Below are 16,654 nucleotides of genomic sequence, written 5' to 3'. Positions count from 1 at the left end.
CCGCCGATGCCGCGCAGCTCCGCCTACGAGGTCGTGCTCGACGCGAGCCTCTTCACCCCGGCGCAGCTCCAGCCCACCGCCGTCGGCCGGCTCGCCTTCCAGGCCGGCACCCGCTGGCTGCGCGACCATGTGTGCGGCCACCGCACGCTGGTGTCCGAGCACCGGGTGGGATTCGTGCTGTGGGCGTGGCAGCTGGAGTACGACCGGCCCCTGCGGTTCCCCGACGCCGACGAGGCGCTGGTCGATGTGCGCGCCCGGGTGCGCGGACCGCGCTCGTCGCAGCTGGAGATGGAGATGACGGTCTCGGGCCCGGCGGGCGTGGCGGTGCGCACCCGCGCCACCTCGGTGCCGCTGCGGCTCAGCGGCGACCAGGCGCTCTCGGGGGCGCCCACCACCCTGCCGGACTCGTTCGTGGCGGGCTTCCACGACGACGAGGTCGAGCGCTCCCCGTATCTGTCGCCGGTGCGCGGGCTGTTGGCCGAGTTCGAGCGCGAGGGCGAGCGGATCGCCTCGCACACCACGACGTTCCGGGTCCACCGCCACCACTGCGAGGTGGCGGACCAGTGGTACTGGGTCGAATCCCTCGGGTTCGCGGGCGGCGCGCGGGAGGAGTGCGTGCTGCGGCACGGCGGGAAGGTGCCCGAGCTGCGCCGGGCGCTGGCCGAGGGGATCCGCCGGGTCGACGCGACGTGGCTGCGCGCCGGTCAGCTGTGGGATCAGCTGCGGGTGCACACCACGGTCCACCGCCATGGCGGTCGGGTCGCGTTCGTCCATGAGCTGGGGCTCGCCGATGGCGACAGTGCCGACGGCTTCGACGGCGGGCCGTACGCGATCGTGGTGGAGCGCGTATGACCGGGGCATCGCTGTCCATGTTCTCGGCGTTTCCGGTGTTTCCTGCGTTTCCGGCGTTTGCGGCGTTTGCTGCGGCGGAGGAGCTGGAGCGGGCGCTGGGCTGCCCGTTCGATCCGGACACCGGTATGTCGCTGGCGCGCGGGGTGCGCGCGGACGACCTGGAGGCCGAGCCCACCGCGGCGTACGAGGCGGCCTGGGCCGCCGGGCTGCACGAGCATCTGGTGCCGGTCGCCGAGGGCGGCCGGCTCGCCTCCTTCGAGTCGCTGCTGGCCGTGGTGCGCGCCGTGTCGCGCCGCGAGCTCGCGGTCTCGGTGGGGTTCGGCTCGACGCTCCTGGCCACCACCCCGGTGTGGGTCTGGGGTGACGACGCCCAGCGGCGCCGGGTCGCCGAGCTGGCGCTCGGCCGCGCCTGGGGCACCGCCGGGATCAGCGAGGAGGCGGCGGGCAGCGATCTGCTCGCCACCGCCACCCGCGCGGCGCCCACGGCCGACGGGTTTGTGCTGAACGGGAGGAAGTGGCTGGTCGGCAACGGAAGCCGGTCCTCGTTCGCCACCGTGCTCGCCGCCTCCGACCCGTCGTTCGGGCTGTTCCTGGTCGACTTCGAGGCCGTCGGCGACGACGGGGTGCGGCGGCTGCCGAAGGTGCCCACCCACGGCCTGCGCGGCCATGACCTGAGCGGCTTCGTCCTCAGCGACTGCCGGATCGGCGCCGGCGCGATGATCGGGCGGCCGGGCCGCGGCATCGAAATGGTCACCGGCATGCTCCAGTTCACCCGGACACTGGTGGGCGGGAGCAGCCTCGGCGCGGCCGACACCGCGCTGCGCATCGCGCTGCGGCACGCGCGCGAGCGGGTGCTGTACGGCGAGCCGGCGCTGGCGCTCGCGCCGGTGCGCTCGCTGCTGGCGCGGGCCTTCGCCGATCTGCTGATCGCCGAGTGCACCGGGCTGGCCGCGGCGCGCGGCCTCGATGTGGCGCGGCAGCGGATGGCGCTGTGGTCCGCGGTGGCCAAGTACGTGGTGCCCGCGCTGTGCGTGGACGCGGTGAACGCGTGCGGCGAGGTGCTGAGCGCCCGGGGGTATCTGCGGGAGGGGGTCGCGGGCGGGGCGTTCCAGAAGCTGGTGCGCGATGTGGCGATCACCCCGGTGTTCGAGGGCACCCAGCTGGTCCAGCTGGACACGGTGCGCGCCCAGTTGGTCAGCGGGGCGCGGCGGCGGGCCGCGGGGCGCGCCGAGGTGCCCCTGCCGCTGCTGTTCGGGTTCGGCGAGCCGGTGCCGCCGGTGGCGCCCCGGGACCAGCGCCCGGCGCTCACCTACGGCGCCGCCGACGAGGTGGTCGACCTCCTCGACGAGGCGGTGGCGGCGCTGGGCGACGACCAGGAGCTGTCCTCGCTCGGGCACACCCTGCTGAAGGTGCGGGACGAGACGCGGGAGACGCTGCGCGCGCTCGGCACGGCGCGCGACTCCGAGGCGTACGAGGCGGCCCGCCGGCACTGCCTGGTGCACGCGGGCGCCTGCTGTCTGCACACCTGGCTGTGGCGCCGGGAGGCGCTCGGCGGCCTGGCCGCCGACCGGGCCTGGCTCTCGGCCGCGCTGCGCCGCGTGGTCGAGCGGCTGGGCTTCCCGGCCGGGCCGGACCGGGAGGCCGAGGAGCGGCTGGTGCGCCGGCTGACCGACCTTGACGACGACGACCGGGCGTTCTCCCTCGTGCCGCTGCGGCTCGCGCCGCAGCACCGGGGGCCGGCGCCGGGCCGACCTTAGGAGGACGCGATCACCACCGAACACCGCGACGGCACCGCCGGGTCCGCCGGCGCCTGGCTGCCCTCGTTGATCGGAGAGCTGCTCGGCCTCGACGGACAGGGGCTGCCGGGCGACCGGCCGCTGGGCGAGATCGGCATCGACTCGCTCACCGCGGCCCAGCTCTCCGTCGAGGTCGAGGAGCGCACGGGCGTCACCATCCCGCTGGAGCGCTTCCTCGGCGAGGAGACGCTCCAGGACCTGGTGCGCGAGCTGGAGAGCGGCGACACGCAGAGGGCCGGGGCATGACGGGCCGCGGCATGACAGGCCAGGGCATGACGGGCCGGGCGCACGCCGCCGATGTGATGAACCGGGCCGCCGCCCCCGGACACCGGACGCTCGACGCCGAGGTGGAGCGGATCCGGCGCGAGGCCCGGCGGCGGTTCGGGGGCTTCGTCCTGGAGGCGGCCAACCCCGGTTCGCACTTCCGCAACAAGGAGTGCCGGCCGCTGGACAACCGCGTCTTCGAACAGGCCGGAGAGCTGGGACTGCTGGGGTTCTCGCTGCCGACGGAGATCGGCGGCGAGGGGCGGGACAAGCTGGCGTGGGGCGTGGTGGTCGAGGAGATCGCCCGGCTCTCGCGCGACCCCGGCTTCGCCGTGCTGCTGGACATCAGCGTCGAGATCACCGAGCTGATCCTGTCCAGCGGCACCCCAGAGCTGATCGAGGCGTACGTTCCGGATCTCGTGGCCGGCCGGCGCTTCGGGGTACAGGGCGCGTACGAGAGCCGGGACCCGTACGACTACCAGTCCACAGCGCGGCTGGAAGGCGACGTTTGGGTGCTGAACGGCGCCAAGCGCTTCCTGGCCGGGGCGCGCTTCGCCGACCTCTTCGTGCTGTTCCTGCGCGACGAGGCGTCCAACGACATGCTGGCGTTCCTGGTCGAGAAGGACGACCCGGGCGTCACGCCCGTGCACATGGACACCATGGGCATGCACACCATGGGCCTGGGCCAGGTGATCCTGCACGAGGTGCGGCTGCCCCGGACGCGGCTGCTGTGGCGCGCGGACGCGCTCAGCGAGCTCAACACCTATGCGCGCATCCGCCGGACGATGAGCGCGTGCGGGGTGCTGGGCGCGCTCGACGGGGTGATCGAGAACTGTGTGGAGGCGCTGGACTCCCGCAGGCGCGGCGGGCGCCGGGTCCTCGACTACCCCAATGTCGAGCGGTCGGTGGGCGAGCTGCGCATGCTGCTCCAGACGTCCCGCGCGAGCGTCTACCGGGCGCTGGACGGCACCAGGTCGCCGGACCGCGACCCGCACTTCGACGAGTTCGCCACCGTCGCCAAGCACCACGCGTCGGAGTGCGCGCTGCGCGTGGGCCAGCTGGTGATGGGCCTCCAGGGCGGCGAGGCGTATATGTCCGCGTTCCCGTGGGAGCGGTTCATGCGCGACATCCTGGGCCTGATCTCCGGTCAGGGCTCCCAGGAGATGCTGCTGCTCCAGCTGGGTCAGCGCACCATCGTCGGCCTGGAGGGCAAGCGGGTGCGGGAGGAGGCCGCGGAGCGCGCCGTCGCCAAGCTCGCGGACGGGTGGTGGGCGCTGCACGCCGTCGCGTACGGGGGCGGCGGGGAGTTCGCCGACGAGGCGGAGGCGGTGGTCGCGGCGGCCGGGCCGGGCGCCCTGGACACCCTGGAGCCGGACGGGCGCGCCGCGGTGGCCGCGCTGCTCGACCGGGCCCACGCCCTGCTGGCGGCCGTACGGTCGGGGCGGGCGCCCGAGGCACTGCCGCAGGGGCCCGCGGGCCTGTTCGAGGGACGGCCGGCGCAGCCGGCGGCCGGGGCGTGGGGCCTGCTGGCGTGCGGGGTGGCGTACGAGACCGGGCTGCTGGGGCGGCTGCTGGAGCCGTGCACGGCGCGGGAGGCGGCCGGGGAGCTGCCACCGGCCCTCGCCGAGGGGCTGCTTGAGGCCCTGGTGGCCGCCTCGGTCGCGCGCCGGGACGGCGAGGACGCTGAGGGCCGCTACGTCGCCGACGAGGGGCTGGAGCGGGTGCTGATCGGCGGCCCGCGCGCCTCGGCGTTCGCGGCGCGGCTGCGGCGCGCGCTGGACGGCGGGGTCCGGCTGCGGGACGGAAAGCCGGGCGCGGCGCGGCTGCGGCGCGCGCTGGACGGCGGGGTCCGGCTGCGGGACGGAAAGCCGGGCGCGGGGCGGGAGTCGCTGACCGGATGCGGTGGGGAGGCCGCGGCGCTGGCGGATGTGCTGGTCAACTCCCTGCTGGGGAGGCTGGAGGGGTTGCCGGAGCTGCTGGACCGGCCCGGGGCCCAGGTGGGTTGCGCGGCCGGGGACGGCGGGCGGTCGGCCGTCGAGCTGGCGCGTCATATCCCGTTTGTGCCGGTGCTCGCGCTGGAGCCGGAGCCGGTGGCCGTGGGCGGTGGAGAAGTGCGGGTCCGGGTCGGCGACGCCATGAACGGCACGGAGGCGGGCTTCGCTGCGGACGACCGGCTCGCGCTCGCCTGGCTGCCCGCCGCCGGGCTCCCCGGCGCCGAGCTGCGGGCGGCCGTCGCCGCGACCGCGACGGCGCTGCTGCCCGGCGGCTGGCTCGTCCTGCCGTGTCCGCTGCCGCCCAAACGCCCGCTGGGGGCCGCGGCGGCGCGCCTGGACCTCGCGCTCGCAGGCGGGCGGACTCCGGAGGACGGCGAGGTCGAGGGCGCGCTGGCGGCTTCCAAGCTGGGGCATGTGCGCACCGCGTGGGAGGACGCGGCGCTCGGCATCCGGCTGATCGCGGCGCGACGCCCCGCCTGAGGCGCCCGGGGACGGGCTGACGCGGGTCCCGCGGCGGTGCGGCGGGACCCGCGCGGTCCACGCCGCTTCCGGCGCCAGGTTCGGGCGGGGCGGGTGGGGCAGGTGGGGCGGGTGGCGCAGGTGGGATCAGTAGTCGGCGCGCAGATGGATCAGCGCCTGGTTACGGCCCTCGGCGTGCTTGGTCTGGCCGATGCCGATGAGGTCCTTGGTGTAGTCGCTGTCCTTGGCGTGGCCGTGGGTCTCCGCCCAGTTGGCAACCATGGAGTCGACCTCCCTCTGGCCCGCCGTGAACTGCTTGGCGTTCTCCACGCTCGCGTCCAGGTTGGCCTCTTTGATGCGATCCCACATGATGCCGTGGGATTCACTGCGGATGATCCGGTAGAGGATCTCCGAGCCGAACGCGGCGGCGCTGTTGGACACGAACTTCGGGCCGATGCTGGTGACGCTGGTGAGGGCGTTGTTGAAGTCCCGTTCCCACTGGATCTTCTTGTCGCGGTCGTCGAAGAGGACGTCCGCACGCACCCCGTCGTACATGCCGAGGACCGAGGACGCCTCCTGGATCGGCACCCGGGTGTGCTCGGAGACCTTCTCCGGCATGCCGGCGAAGGTCCCCGCCGCGTAGTGCCGCTGGGCGTTGTAGAGATCCGCGAACGCGTTCGGGTCGTTGGCGACCCCGCGCATGATCTTGACGAGGTGTTCCTCGGGGACGGAGACCCTGAGTTCGCCGTTCTCGTTCCAGAGCCCGTTGTGCTCGCGGTAGAGGGTGTTGTCGCGGGCGAGGGTCTGGTGCAGGTCGGGGGTGAAGTCGGCGAGGATGTTCGCCATCGGCTTGCGCAGCATGGGGTCCAGGTTCTCGGCCGCGCCCGCCTTGTTGAGTGATTCGATGGCCTGGTACATCACCCGGGCCTGGTCCTCGGTGTGCTTCCCCAGGGGGTAGTCGGTGCCCGGGACATGGCCGGTGGCGGCCGCTTCGAGCGCGGCGCCGAAGCCCATCTTGCCGAACGTGTCGTCCATCGTCATGGGCGGGCCGTAACCACCGTTCATCACCTGCTTCGGCCAGTCGCGCTGCTCGATGAGATAGGTGAGGTGGTCGTTCTTCAGCGGCCCTTTGCCCTCGGGGTCGAGGAACGCGGTGGCGGTGTCGGGGTCCTTGCTCATGAGGCCCAGGACGGTGTCGAGCGGATCGTTGACGAATTTGGGGTCGGCGCCGGTCCACTCGTCCCATACGCCCGAAGGCTGTTTCTTCTCCGCTTTGATGATGTCGTCGCCCAGTGTGTAGAGGTACTGGTCGTCGAACTTGTCGTAGTTCTGGAGCATGGTCAGATACGACTGGTAGCCGTACCGCGGCACCTGCTTGCTGCCGTACGTCTCGAAGCCGACCTTGCGGACGCCTTCCGTCCACTCACGGAAGAACTTTCCGTCCGGGCTGTTCAGCCAGGCGTTGAACTGCGGTGAGCCGGGCGGGCGCTCCTTGAGCGTTCCGGGCACCTCGGTGGCCGTGGCCACCGAATGGGCCAGCCCCTGCTCCACGGAGAGATATTCGGTGTTGCTGACCGTGCCGTCGCGGTTGTACGAGAGCCCGACGAGCTTGTCGCTCAGCTTGATGGCGTCCCCGGCGCCCAGGCCGCTGAGGAACGTCTGGCTGAAGGGCTTGCTGTGCGCGTTGTTGCGCATCAGTATCTGCATTTCCTTCAGCTCCGCCGGCGACAGCTTCCCGTCGATGAGCTTCTCCCCGAGGTCCGTGGCCCGCCGCCCCTCGTACACCTCGACATCGCCCTGCGCGGCCCCGTTGAAGCCATGTGGATCGCCCTTGCCGTCCGTGTCCTTCACGGACTCCCGCAGCGCGAGTTTGACGCCGTAGTCCGCGTCGTCGACGGCTTGGACGGCCTGCTCGATCCTCTTGGTCCAGGAGCGCTCGGTCTCCGCGAGGTCGGGGTCGTGATGGGCGGCGAATGCCTCTTCCTTGGTGGCCCTGGCGTAGTCGAAGGTGCACCGGCCGTCGGCGTCGACCTTCATCCCGGCCTGCTGGGCCTCCTTGACCGCGCCCTTGACCAGGCCCACCAGCCGTACGAACTGGCCGTGGGCATCGCGCAGCAGATCCGCGACGGCCCGCGCCTCCACTTGGGCCGCGTCGAGCTCATGGCGGGTCTGGGTGGCGGTGTTGGCGGCGGAGTTGGCGCTGAGGCCCCTCCAGGACATTCCGGCGCTGACCTTTTGGACCTTGGTCTGGTACGTCGTCTCCAGCTTCTGGAGCTCGTCGGCCATGTCCTCCCACGCCTGGGCGGCGTCGGTCAGCTTGGCGAGGTCGGTGTCCATGACCTGGCGATAGGTGACCATCTGGTTCCCTCTCAGGGGTGCGAGGAGGTGAGGGGGAGGGGCAACGTGGGCTGCGAGCCGCCGCCGGCAGGCGTGCCGTACGAGTACGTCGGGAGCGGGAGGACGCTGCAGAAGCTCGAACCGGTGTGCAGGTCCGTGCCCGTGAAGAGGACGTTGGTGCTGCGCAGGGCCTCCTTCTCCCCACCCATCCGCTTCGTCAGGGCCTTCACCTGCGTCTGCCACTCGGTCAGGACATGCTTGAGCCCCAGGGCCGTGTCCCAGCCATGGAACTCGGTGATCGCGGTGTTGGACTTGGTGTCCGCGTCGTCGCCCGCCTTCACCAGGCCCGGCTCCAGCTCGTCCTCGATCACCCCGGCCGCCGTCTTCTTCTGCGCCGGAGACGTGCACAGCCCGCCGGACGGGGTGACCCCACCACCACCGCCACCGTCGAGCTGGTTGAGCCGCATACCGCTGGACCGCCCCGCCACCGAGTGCTCCCCCTGCGCGGCGGCCTTGAGCTGGGCCCATTCCTCGTCGAAGGACATTTCCGCTTTCCCCCTGTCCCGCTTCCCCCTGACGCCCCGAACGGCTGTGCGCCGTCGGCTGTCCCTTGGGCATGGTTCGGGACGTCGGCGTACGGATCTTTACGGAAATGGAAACGGAAGCCCTACTCCATCTGTAGATCACGGTCTTCACCGCAGGTCAGCGGGGGGGTTGGAAAGGAAACGGATCTTTACCTAGCCGGCCTTGGCCCGGTGGGTGGCGAGGGCCTGTTCGACCTGGATGTACGTCACCCCGTGGTCGGCGAGCACATGCGCGGCGAGACCCGGGCGGGCGGTCAGGGCCAGCAGCAGGTGCTCGTCGCCGATGTGCTTGTCGCCGCGCCCCACCGACATCCGCAGGGACCGTTCCAGGACCGACTTGGCCTCCCGTGTGAAGGGGCGCCGGAGCGGCCGGCCGCGCCGCCGAGGGGGCACGGCGGGCCCGGCGAGCGCGCCCGCGCCGTGTACCCCCTCGACCCGCGCGACGACCTCCTCGACGTCGATGCCGAACCCGGCCAGGGCCTTCGCGTCCTCGGCCGAGATGCCGCCGCGGCGGCGCACCGCGGCCAGGTCGCGCTCGATCGCCGCGCGGCGCCCGGCCGCGCCGAGGGCGGTGAGGACGTCCGCGGCGGGGGTGCCCGTACGGTCCAGGAGCGCGAGCAGCAACTCCGCCTCGCCCACGGTGCCGCCGCCCGTGCCGCCGCCGCCGTCGTCGTCGGCGTACTTCACCGCGCCCCGGACGACCTCACGCGCGCTGGTGGTGAACCTCTCGAACATCAATGCCTCCCGTGCTTCTTGTGGACCGCCTGCCGGCTGACTCCCAGCTCGGCGGCGATCTCCTGCCACGACCAGCCCTTCGCGCGGGCGCTGCGCACCTGCACGGCCTCCAGTTGCTCCAACAGCCGGCGGAGCGCGGCGACGGCACGCAGCCCGACCCGGGGGTCCTGGTCACCCGCCCGCTCGGCGAGGTTCGTTGCCTCGTTCATGGCGTCAATCTAGGTTGACACGACAGCCCATGTCAACCATGGTTGACAAAATTGCTTCGACGGACGCCCGGATGTCCGGCAACCTCTCGCCATGGACCCCCATTACTGGCCGCCCTTCGGGCTCCGGCTCACCACACCACGCCTGGAATTGCGCCTTCCGGACCTGGCGCTCCTCGACGAGATGGCCGCGCTCGCGGTGGCGGGCGTGCACGACCCCGCCGAGATGCCGTTCTCCATCCCGTGGACGGACGCGCCGCCGGAGCAGGTCGGGCGCAGCAGCTTCCAGCACCTGCTGGGCACCATCGCGGAGTGGCGCCCGGAGAAGTGGAACATGAGCTTCGTGGTGCTGCACGAGGGCAAGGTGGTCGGCCGTCAGGACCTGTTCGCGACCGACTTCGCGGTGACCCGGGAGGCGGAGACCGGCTCCTGGCTGGGCCTGGCCCACCAGGGCCAGGGCATCGGCACGGAGATGCGGGCGGCGGTGGCCCACCTGGCCTTCGAGGGGCTGGGGGCGCGCAGCGTGATCTCGGCCGCGATGCTGGAGAACCCGCGCTCGCTGGCCGTCTCGCGGCGCATCGGCTACCGCCCGGACGGCATCGAGGTGCTGTCCGTACGCGGGCAGGCCCGCACCCTCCAGCGGCTGCGCCTGGAGCGCGCCGGCTGGGAGGCGCACCGCGCCGTCCCGGTCCGGGTGACGGGGCTCGAGCCGTGTCGGGAGCTGTTCGGGGCGGCGGAGCCCGAACAGGACGGCACGGACGGCGCGGACGGTACGGACAGCAGCCCGCAGTAGCCGGCGGTCAGGGGCCGAACCACCCGGCCACATCGAGGCGGAAGCCGCTGAGGGGCACCATGACGCGCAGGTCGTCCTCCAGACCGCGCAGCCGCTCGGGGCCGAGCGCCGCGGCCCATTGCGCGCGCAGTTCCTCGAAGACGGCGGCGGACCTGGCCAGCGCGTCCATGCCGTGCGGGGTCAGCCGGATCACCTTGCGCCGGGCATCTGCCGGGTCCTCGGCCCGTACGGCGTAACCCACCGCCTCCAGGCGGTCGGCCGTCTTGCCCGCGGCCTGCTTGGAGACGCCGAGCCGCCGCCCCAGCTCGCTGGCAGTGGCGCCGTCGAGGCCGATGGCCTGCATGGCGAAGCCATGGGCGGGGCGGAGGTCCGGATGGCCCTGGCGGGCCAGCTCGGCGTGCAACTGGTCGATGAGGGACCGGAATCCCGCGAACAGCAGCAGGGGCAGCTCATAGCCCGGCGGGTTCCGGGCATCCCGCACGCCCTCAACATCATCAGCCATTGCGAAACTCGACAACCTGGTTTACGTTTTCGACAACCACGTTGTCTATCCTAGACCAGGGGGGCTTCGCCATGTCCGCACACCCGTCCACCGCACCCACCCCGTTCGTCGACCACACCCCGGAGTCCGCGCCGGCCGCCTCACGCCCGCTCATGGAGGCCGCGGCCCGGCGCCTGGGCTACCTCCCGGCGCCGGTCGCGCGGCTGGCCGCCTCACCACAGATGCTGGACGGCTTCCTGAAGCTCAGCGGACTGTTCGAGACGACGACCCTGGACCCGCTGGCGCGCGAGGTGGTCATCCTCACCATCGCGACCCGCAACGCCTGCCACGTCTGCGTCGCCATGCACACCGGCAAGCTCGCCGCGCTGGGCGCGGACGCCGAACTCACCTCGGCGCTGCGGGAGCGGCGGCCCCTGGCCGACGAACGCCTCGAGGCCGTACGGGTCTTCACGATCGAGGTGCTGGAGCGAGCGGGGGCAGTCGGCCCCGAGACCCTGAACGCCTTTCTGGCGCACGGATACACCACGCGCAACGCTCTCGAAGTGGTGCTGGGCATCGGCACCTACACCCTGTCGACCCTGGCCAACCGGATGACCGACGCCCCGCTGGACGAACAGCTCGCCCCCTTCGCCTGGCACGAGCACGCGGCCTGAGCCGCCGGCCCGGGTCCGACGGACGACGGGGACGGCGGGGACGACGGGGACGACGGACGGCGGATCAGCCCGCCTCGGAGCGGGACGGGGTGACCAGGCCGCACTCGTAGGCCGCGATGACCAGTTGGGCCCGGTCGCGGACGTCGAGCTTGCCCATGATGCGGCTGACATGGGTCTTGGCGGTCAGCGGCGACAGCCCGAGCGCCTCGGCGATCTCCGCGTTGTTCAGGCCACGGGCCACCAGCGTGAGGACCTGACGCTCCCGCTCGGAGAGGGCGCCCAGGCCCGCGGGGGCGAGGGCGTCCGGGGGCGGGGCGGCCGGGAGGCGCAGCACCCGGGCGATGAGGCGGGCCGTCGGGCCGGGCGACAGCAGGGACTCGCCGGCCGCCACGGTCCGTATCGCGTCCAGCAGTTCGGCGGGCCGGGTGTCCTTCACCAGGAACCCGGAGGCGCCCGCGCGCAGCGCGTCGACGACGTACTCATCGGTGTCGTACGTGGTCAGGACGAGGATCCGCACCCCGGCGAGATCCTCGTCGGCGGCGATGCGGCGGGTCGCCTCGATGCCGTCGAGGTCCGGCATCCGGACGTCCATGACGACCAGGTCGGCGCGCGCGGTACGGGCGAGCTCGACCGCCTCCCGGCCGGTGCCCGCCTGCCCGACGACCTCCATGTCGCGGGCCGACTCGATCAGCATGGCGAAGGCGGCCCGGACGAGGGTCTGGTCGTCGGCGAGCAGCACCCTGATGGGGGCGTCCGAAGCCGTGCGCGGCGCGCTCATGTCGTTCCCTCCGTCAACGGTGAATGAGGCCGCGGGCGGTGCTGCCCGGGCAGGGCGGTGCGCTCCGGCCCGCCCCGGCCGTCCAGCCCGCCCCGGCCGTACGGCAGCGCGGCCGTCACGGCGAAGCCGGGGCCGTCCGGACGCGGTCCCGCGGTCAGGGTGCCCGCCACGCTGCGGGCCCGCTCGCGCATCCCGACGAGGCCGTAGCCCTGCGGACGGCCCGGACCCTCGGGCCCGGACGGGGACGCGACGGCGCCGGACGCACCCACGCCCGACGCACCCACGCCCGCCGGGCCGTCGTCCACGGCCGCGACGCGCAGGCCGCCCGCCCCGTCCGGCCCCAGGGTGAGCCGCACCAGGGTGCCGGGCGCGTGGCGGACCGCGTTGGTCAGGGCCTCCTGCACGATGCGGTACACGGCCGCGCCCACGGCGGGCGACAGCTCGGGCTCGTCCACGTCGACGGTCATGCGCACCCGTACGCCCGCCGCCTCCGCGGCCGCCGCCAGGTCGGCCAGCCCGGCGAGCCCGGGCGGCGGCCCCGTACCGAGCCCCTCGGCCCCGTCGACCCCGTCCGCCGCGCCGCCCTCGCCGCCCTCCCCCGCCCGCAGCACCTGCAAGGTGGCCCGCAGTTCGGTGCGGGCGTCGCGGCAGGTGTCGGCGATGGAGTCGAGCGCCTTGGCCAACGTCTCGCGGTCCAGCCGGCCGGGGTCGGCGATCAGGACATGGGCGGCGACCGAGGTCTGGACGCCGATCAGCGTGATGCTGTGCGCCAGCAGGTCGTGCAGGTCGCGGGCGATCCGCAGCCGCTCCTCCGCGACGCGCCGGGCGGCCTCCTCCTCACGGGTCCGCTCGGCGCGTTCGGCGCGCTCGACGATCGCCGCGACGTACTGGCGGTGGATCCGCACCGCCTCGCCGATCAGCACCACCGACAGCACCCAGCCGGAGGTGCGCAGCATGTCCACCGCGCCGTGGGGCCGGCCGCCCCACGACATGACCGTCACCATGATCCCGATGACAAAGGTGACGGTGAGCAGGGAGCGCAGCGGCGGGCCCAGGACCGCGAGGGTGTAGAGGGCGGCGAGCCCGGCCGGGACGACGGCGACATGCTCGTAGTTCAGGGCGTGGTACGGGCCGACCATGAGGACGATCGCCACGGTGACGAGCATCGGGCTGTGCCGGCGCCCGACCAGCGCCAGGGCGCTGCCGATCAGCAGCGCCCACCCGAGCGCGTCCATGCGGCGGTCGCCCGACCCGTGCACGAACAGCGCCAATGCGCACTGCACGGCGAGCGCGGCCGCCGCGACCGCGGCGTCGACCCGTCGCCGGGACGCGGCCTCGGCGGGGGTCTCGGCCGCGTCGCGGCGGCGGTGGAGGGCGCGCAGCGCGCGCCCCGGCAGTCGGCGCCCCGGTCCCGGCGCGGCCGGGGCCGGGGCCGTCCGCCGCGCGGGCTCGTCGAGTGTCTGTGGAGGCACGGGTCCATCCTGGCGGGTCGCCCCGGGGAAGTCCCGGCCCGAGCCGGGCGAACCGGCTCGGGCCGGGGTGACCTCGCCGCTCATCTCCGGCCCGCGCCGCGGAAGAGCGCTCCCGGCCACCAGACCCGGCGCCCCAGCAGCAGGCTCGCCGAGGTCACCAGGTACGTCCGGACCAGGAAGGTGTCCAGCAGCACGCCGACCGCGACCACGAACCCCATCTCGGCCAGCATCACCAGCGGCAGCGACCCCAGCACCGCGAAGGTCGCGGCCAGCACCATCCCCGCCGAGGCGATCACTCCGCCCGTGGTGCGCAGGGCGGTGAGCGCGGCCTCGGAGACGTCCGCGCCGCGCAGCGACTCCTCCCGCATGCGGTGCATCAGAAAGATCCCGTAGTCGACGCCGAGGGCGACCAGGAAGACGAAGGACAGCAGCGGCAGCCCGGGGTCGATGCCCGCGAAGCCGAAGACCGGCTCGAAGAAGAGGCCGCCGAGGCCCATCGCCGCGCCCCAGACGGCGACCACGGCGACGACCAGGACGAGCGGCGCCACCAGGCTGCGCAGCAGGGCGGCGAGGATCAGCAGCACGGCGAGGAGGACGAGCGGGACGACGACCTCCCGGTCGCGGGAGTTGGTGTCCTCCAGGTCGAGTTCCTGGGCGCTGGCCCCGCCGACATGGGCGTCGGCGCCCGCGATCCGGTGGAGATCGCCGCGCAGGGCCTGGATGGTGTGCCGCTCCCCCGCGGACTGCGGGGGCGCCTTGGCGTAGACGTCGATCTCGGTCCATCCCCCGCCGCTGCGCCCGCGCTCGGCCCGCGCGACGCCCTCCGTACCGCCCGCACGGTCGAGCACTTCACCGGCGCGCCCGGTGCGCGCGAGGACGGCGATCGGCTGGCTGCTGCTCCCGGGGTAGGCGTCGGCGAGGGTCCGCATGGCGACGACGGACTCGGGCCGCTCGGTGAAGGTGTCCTCCTGCTTGAGGTCGCCGGGCAGGGCGAGGACGCCGAGCGCGAGGGCGCCGAGCAGCGCGCCTCCGGCGAGCAGGACGGTGCCGGGCCGGCGCCCCGCCGAACTCCCCATCGCGGCGAACAGGCCGCGCCGGGCGCGCGGTTCGCTGCCGTACGCGGGGATCAGCGGCCAGAACACCCGGCGGCCGAGCAGCACCAGCACCGCGGGCAGCAGCGTCAGCATGGCGGCGAGCGCGCACACCACGCCGACCGCGCCGACGGGCCCGAGGCCGCTGCTGCTGTTGAGGTCGGCGGCGAGCAGGCACAGCAACCCGGCGGCGACGGTGCCGCAGGAGGCGAGGACGGCGGGGCCGCAGCCGCGCACGGCGGCGCGCATCGCGTCGTACGGGAGCGGGTGGCGGCGCAGCTCCTCGCGGTAGCGGGAGACCAGCAGCAGGGCGTAGTCGGTGCCCGCGCCGAACACCAGCACGGTCATGATCGACGAGCTCATGCTGGTGACGACGAGGTCGAAGCCCTGGACGAGGCCGTAGACGACGGCCATCGAGGCCATCGCGGCGGCGCCGACGACCCCCAGCGGCACCAGCCACAGCAGCGGGCTGCGGTAGGTGAGGATCAGCAGCACGGCGACGACGCCGACGGTGGCGAACATCAACGTGCCGTCGGTCGACGCGAAGACCTCCTGCGAGTCGGCGCCCAGCGCGCCCTCGCCGCCGACCCGGACGCTCAGGCCCTCGGGGTGGCGGGCGAGTTCGGCGCGTACGTCCTTGACGGCGTCGGCGCGCTCCGCCTCGTCCGTCAGCCCGGTCAGCGCCATCGGGTACATCACGGTGGCGCGGTCCCGGGACGGGATGGCCCGCGGGGGCCGGTCCGCGACGGTCTCATGGCGGGCGACGACCCGGGCGACCTGTGCGTCGGCCGCCTCGCGGTCGGCGGCGGTCAGCCCGCCGTCCCGCTGGTAGACGAGGACGAGGTCGGTGGTGTCGCCGCCGGGCAGCGCCGTCTGGAGTTTCGCGACCTGGGTGGAGTCGGCGCTCGCCGGCAGGTAGTCGACGGCCGTGTCGCGCTTGACGTCGCCCAGCTTGCCCGCGAAGGGCACGGCGGCCAGGAGCACCAGGACCCATACGGCGACGACCGCCCACGGCAGGAGGCGGCGGCCGCCCGCGGCGCGGGCGGGCTCGTCCGGTCCCTCCGGTTTTCGTGACGCGGTCGTATGCGTCGGCTGTGTGGTCTGCATGCCCTCCAGGCTCCCGGCGCCGGGCGGGCGAATCGTCGCGCCGGCGAGGGAGATGGCGGCTACTGCGCCGGGTGCGGTACGGGCCGGATTACTCCCGGGGTAGTAACGCCTCGGCCCGGCACGGATCAGAGCGCATCACAGCGGACCGGACCGGCGCGGACCAGACCAGACCGGACCGGACCGGCGCGGACCGGACCGGCGCCGATCAGAAGGGCGCGCGCATCGCTGCCATCAGCCGGGCCGTGTCGTCGGGGCAGATCATCAGCGCCCGGCCCACGGTCTCCAGCACGGCGCGCTCCGCCGGCCGGTACGGGCCGTCGGCCACCGCGATCCGGGCGCCCTGGAGCAGGATCGACTCCCGCCCCGTCGGCGCCAGGTGGGGGGCCAGCGGCTCCAGGGCCTCATGGAGCTCGATGGCCAGCGCGGTGCCGCACGGGTCGAGGCCGTCCCGCCCGGTGTCCCGCCCGCCCTGGAGGGCGGCTCCGGCGGCTCCCGCGGCTCCGGCGACCTCGGCGTCGTACGCGGCGGCGCCGGGCAGCCGCCCGGTGTCGGCGGCGAGCGCCTCGATGAGCTCCAGCAGCTGCTCCTCGCCGCAGTCGGTGAACCCCGCCGCCCGCACCGCGCCGACCGCGGCCTGCCGCACCGCGGGCGAGTCGGTGCCGCCCGCGGCGAGCACCGCGAGGGCCACGGTGTGCACGGCGTCGCGCAGCATCGCGGAGAAGCGGGTGGTGGTGGGGTGGTCCAGCACTTCGGTGCCGAAGCGGCAGCCGCAGGCGGCGCACTCGACGACCGGGGCGACCGGGCCGCGCGGCAGGACCGGGAGGCCGAGGACGACGATACGGCGGCGGCCGGTGCGGCGGCGGTAGTTACGGTCGCCTCCGCAGTCGGGACAGAAGAACTCGCCGTCGCCCACCGTCCGCCATAGGGTGCGGACGCCTATCACACACAGATCCCGTCCGCGTCGGGCTTGCGCGTGCACCACGTCACACCTCCATAACGCTTCGGCCACATTGCCGCGCTGACGTGATGCT

Annotated in this window: 15 protein-coding genes; 6 read left to right on the top strand and 9 right to left on the bottom strand. The window is 73.7% G+C overall.

The genetic code is table 11. From position 1 onward, the window contains the following. Positions 1-6 precede the first annotated feature (6 nt). From ABTY62_RS07935 to ABTY62_RS07920, 4 genes are all read left to right on the top strand, one after another. On the top strand, positions 7-852 hold the full coding sequence (locus ABTY62_RS07935) for an acyl-CoA thioesterase family protein (protein WP_352128525.1): 846 nt from the start codon (positions 7-9) through the stop codon (positions 850-852). After that, the gene (locus tag ABTY62_RS07930) at positions 849-2,609 is read left to right on the top strand and encodes an acyl-CoA dehydrogenase family protein (protein WP_352128524.1); all 1,761 of its coding nucleotides are present in this window, start codon (positions 849-851) and stop codon (positions 2,607-2,609) included. The genes ABTY62_RS07935 and ABTY62_RS07930 overlap by 4 nt, the downstream gene beginning before the upstream one ends. A gap of 66 nt (positions 2,610-2,675) precedes the next feature. Continuing rightward, a complete protein-coding gene (locus tag ABTY62_RS07925; protein WP_352128523.1) occupies positions 2,676-2,894 on the top strand; it encodes an acyl carrier protein in 219 nt (72 codons plus the stop codon). Beyond that, positions 2,891-5,386, top strand: coding sequence for an acyl-CoA dehydrogenase family protein (locus ABTY62_RS07920; RefSeq protein WP_352128522.1), 2,496 nt, complete (start codon positions 2,891-2,893; stop codon positions 5,384-5,386). The genes ABTY62_RS07925 and ABTY62_RS07920 overlap by 4 nt, the downstream gene beginning before the upstream one ends. Positions 5,387-5,512: 126 nt before the next feature. Here the strand turns inward: ABTY62_RS07920 and ABTY62_RS07915 are convergent, their stop codons facing one another. From ABTY62_RS07915 to ABTY62_RS07900, 4 genes are all read right to left on the bottom strand, one after another. Then, positions 5,513-7,723, bottom strand: coding sequence for a DUF6571 family protein (locus tag ABTY62_RS07915; RefSeq protein ID WP_352128521.1), 2,211 nt, complete (start codon positions 7,721-7,723; stop codon positions 5,513-5,515). Positions 7,724-7,734: 11 nt separating this feature from the next. Beyond that, positions 7,735-8,247, bottom strand: a complete 513-nt coding sequence (locus ABTY62_RS07910) for a hypothetical protein (protein WP_352128520.1) — start codon at positions 8,245-8,247, stop codon at positions 7,735-7,737. A gap of 192 nt (positions 8,248-8,439) precedes the next feature. Beyond that, positions 8,440-9,021: a Clp protease N-terminal domain-containing protein gene (locus ABTY62_RS07905; protein ID WP_352128519.1), complete on the bottom strand. Its 582-nt coding sequence runs from the start codon at positions 9,019-9,021 to the stop codon at positions 8,440-8,442. Next, positions 9,021-9,230: a helix-turn-helix domain-containing protein gene (locus ABTY62_RS07900; RefSeq protein WP_352128518.1), complete on the bottom strand. Its 210-nt coding sequence runs from the start codon at positions 9,228-9,230 to the stop codon at positions 9,021-9,023. The genes ABTY62_RS07905 and ABTY62_RS07900 overlap by 1 nt, the downstream gene beginning before the upstream one ends. A 91-nt stretch (positions 9,231-9,321) precedes the next feature. Between ABTY62_RS07900 and ABTY62_RS07895 the strand changes: the two genes are divergently transcribed. Then, positions 9,322-10,020: a GNAT family N-acetyltransferase gene (locus ABTY62_RS07895; protein ID WP_352128517.1), complete on the top strand. Its 699-nt coding sequence runs from the start codon at positions 9,322-9,324 to the stop codon at positions 10,018-10,020. A 7-nt stretch (positions 10,021-10,027) separates the two neighbouring features. On the opposite strand, the gene ABTY62_RS07890 is transcribed toward ABTY62_RS07895, so the two are convergent. Further along, positions 10,028-10,522: a MarR family winged helix-turn-helix transcriptional regulator gene (locus ABTY62_RS07890; protein ID WP_352128516.1), complete on the bottom strand. Its 495-nt coding sequence runs from the start codon at positions 10,520-10,522 to the stop codon at positions 10,028-10,030. Between the two features lie 71 nt (positions 10,523-10,593). Here ABTY62_RS07890 and ABTY62_RS07885 point away from each other — a divergent pair, with 71 nt between their 5' ends. Next, positions 10,594-11,175 (top strand): carboxymuconolactone decarboxylase family protein, encoded by a 582-nt coding sequence (locus ABTY62_RS07885; protein WP_352128515.1) that lies wholly within the window; start codon positions 10,594-10,596, stop codon positions 11,173-11,175. A 64-nt stretch (positions 11,176-11,239) separates the two neighbouring features. Here ABTY62_RS07885 and ABTY62_RS07880 read toward each other — a convergent pair whose 3' ends face one another. The 4 genes from ABTY62_RS07880 to ABTY62_RS07865 all read right to left on the bottom strand — a co-directional run bounded on the left by ABTY62_RS07880 (position 11,240) and on the right by ABTY62_RS07865 (position 16,605). Further along, the gene (locus ABTY62_RS07880; RefSeq protein WP_352128514.1) at positions 11,240-11,953 is read right to left on the bottom strand and encodes a response regulator transcription factor; all 714 of its coding nucleotides are present in this window, start codon (positions 11,951-11,953) and stop codon (positions 11,240-11,242) included. After that, positions 11,950-13,509, bottom strand: coding sequence for a sensor histidine kinase (locus ABTY62_RS07875; RefSeq protein ID WP_502997419.1), 1,560 nt, complete (start codon positions 13,507-13,509; stop codon positions 11,950-11,952). Before ABTY62_RS07875 ends, ABTY62_RS07880 begins: the two co-directional genes overlap by 4 nt. Continuing rightward, positions 13,506-15,623, bottom strand: a complete 2,118-nt coding sequence (locus tag ABTY62_RS07870) for an MMPL family transporter (protein WP_352128513.1) — start codon at positions 15,621-15,623, stop codon at positions 13,506-13,508. Before ABTY62_RS07870 ends, ABTY62_RS07875 begins: the two co-directional genes overlap by 4 nt. A gap of 205 nt (positions 15,624-15,828) precedes the next feature. Next, positions 15,829-16,605 (bottom strand): TerB family tellurite resistance protein, encoded by a 777-nt coding sequence (locus ABTY62_RS07865; RefSeq protein WP_352128512.1) that lies wholly within the window; start codon positions 16,603-16,605, stop codon positions 15,829-15,831. Positions 16,606-16,654: the final 49 nt, after the last annotated feature.

The organism is Streptomyces sp. NPDC097640, assembly GCF_040302705.1.
Taxonomy (GTDB): Bacteria; Actinomycetota; Actinomycetes; order Streptomycetales; family Streptomycetaceae; genus Streptomyces.
The sequence above is the reverse complement of the archived record's forward strand: the minus strand, read 5'-3'. Positions and strand labels throughout refer to the sequence as shown.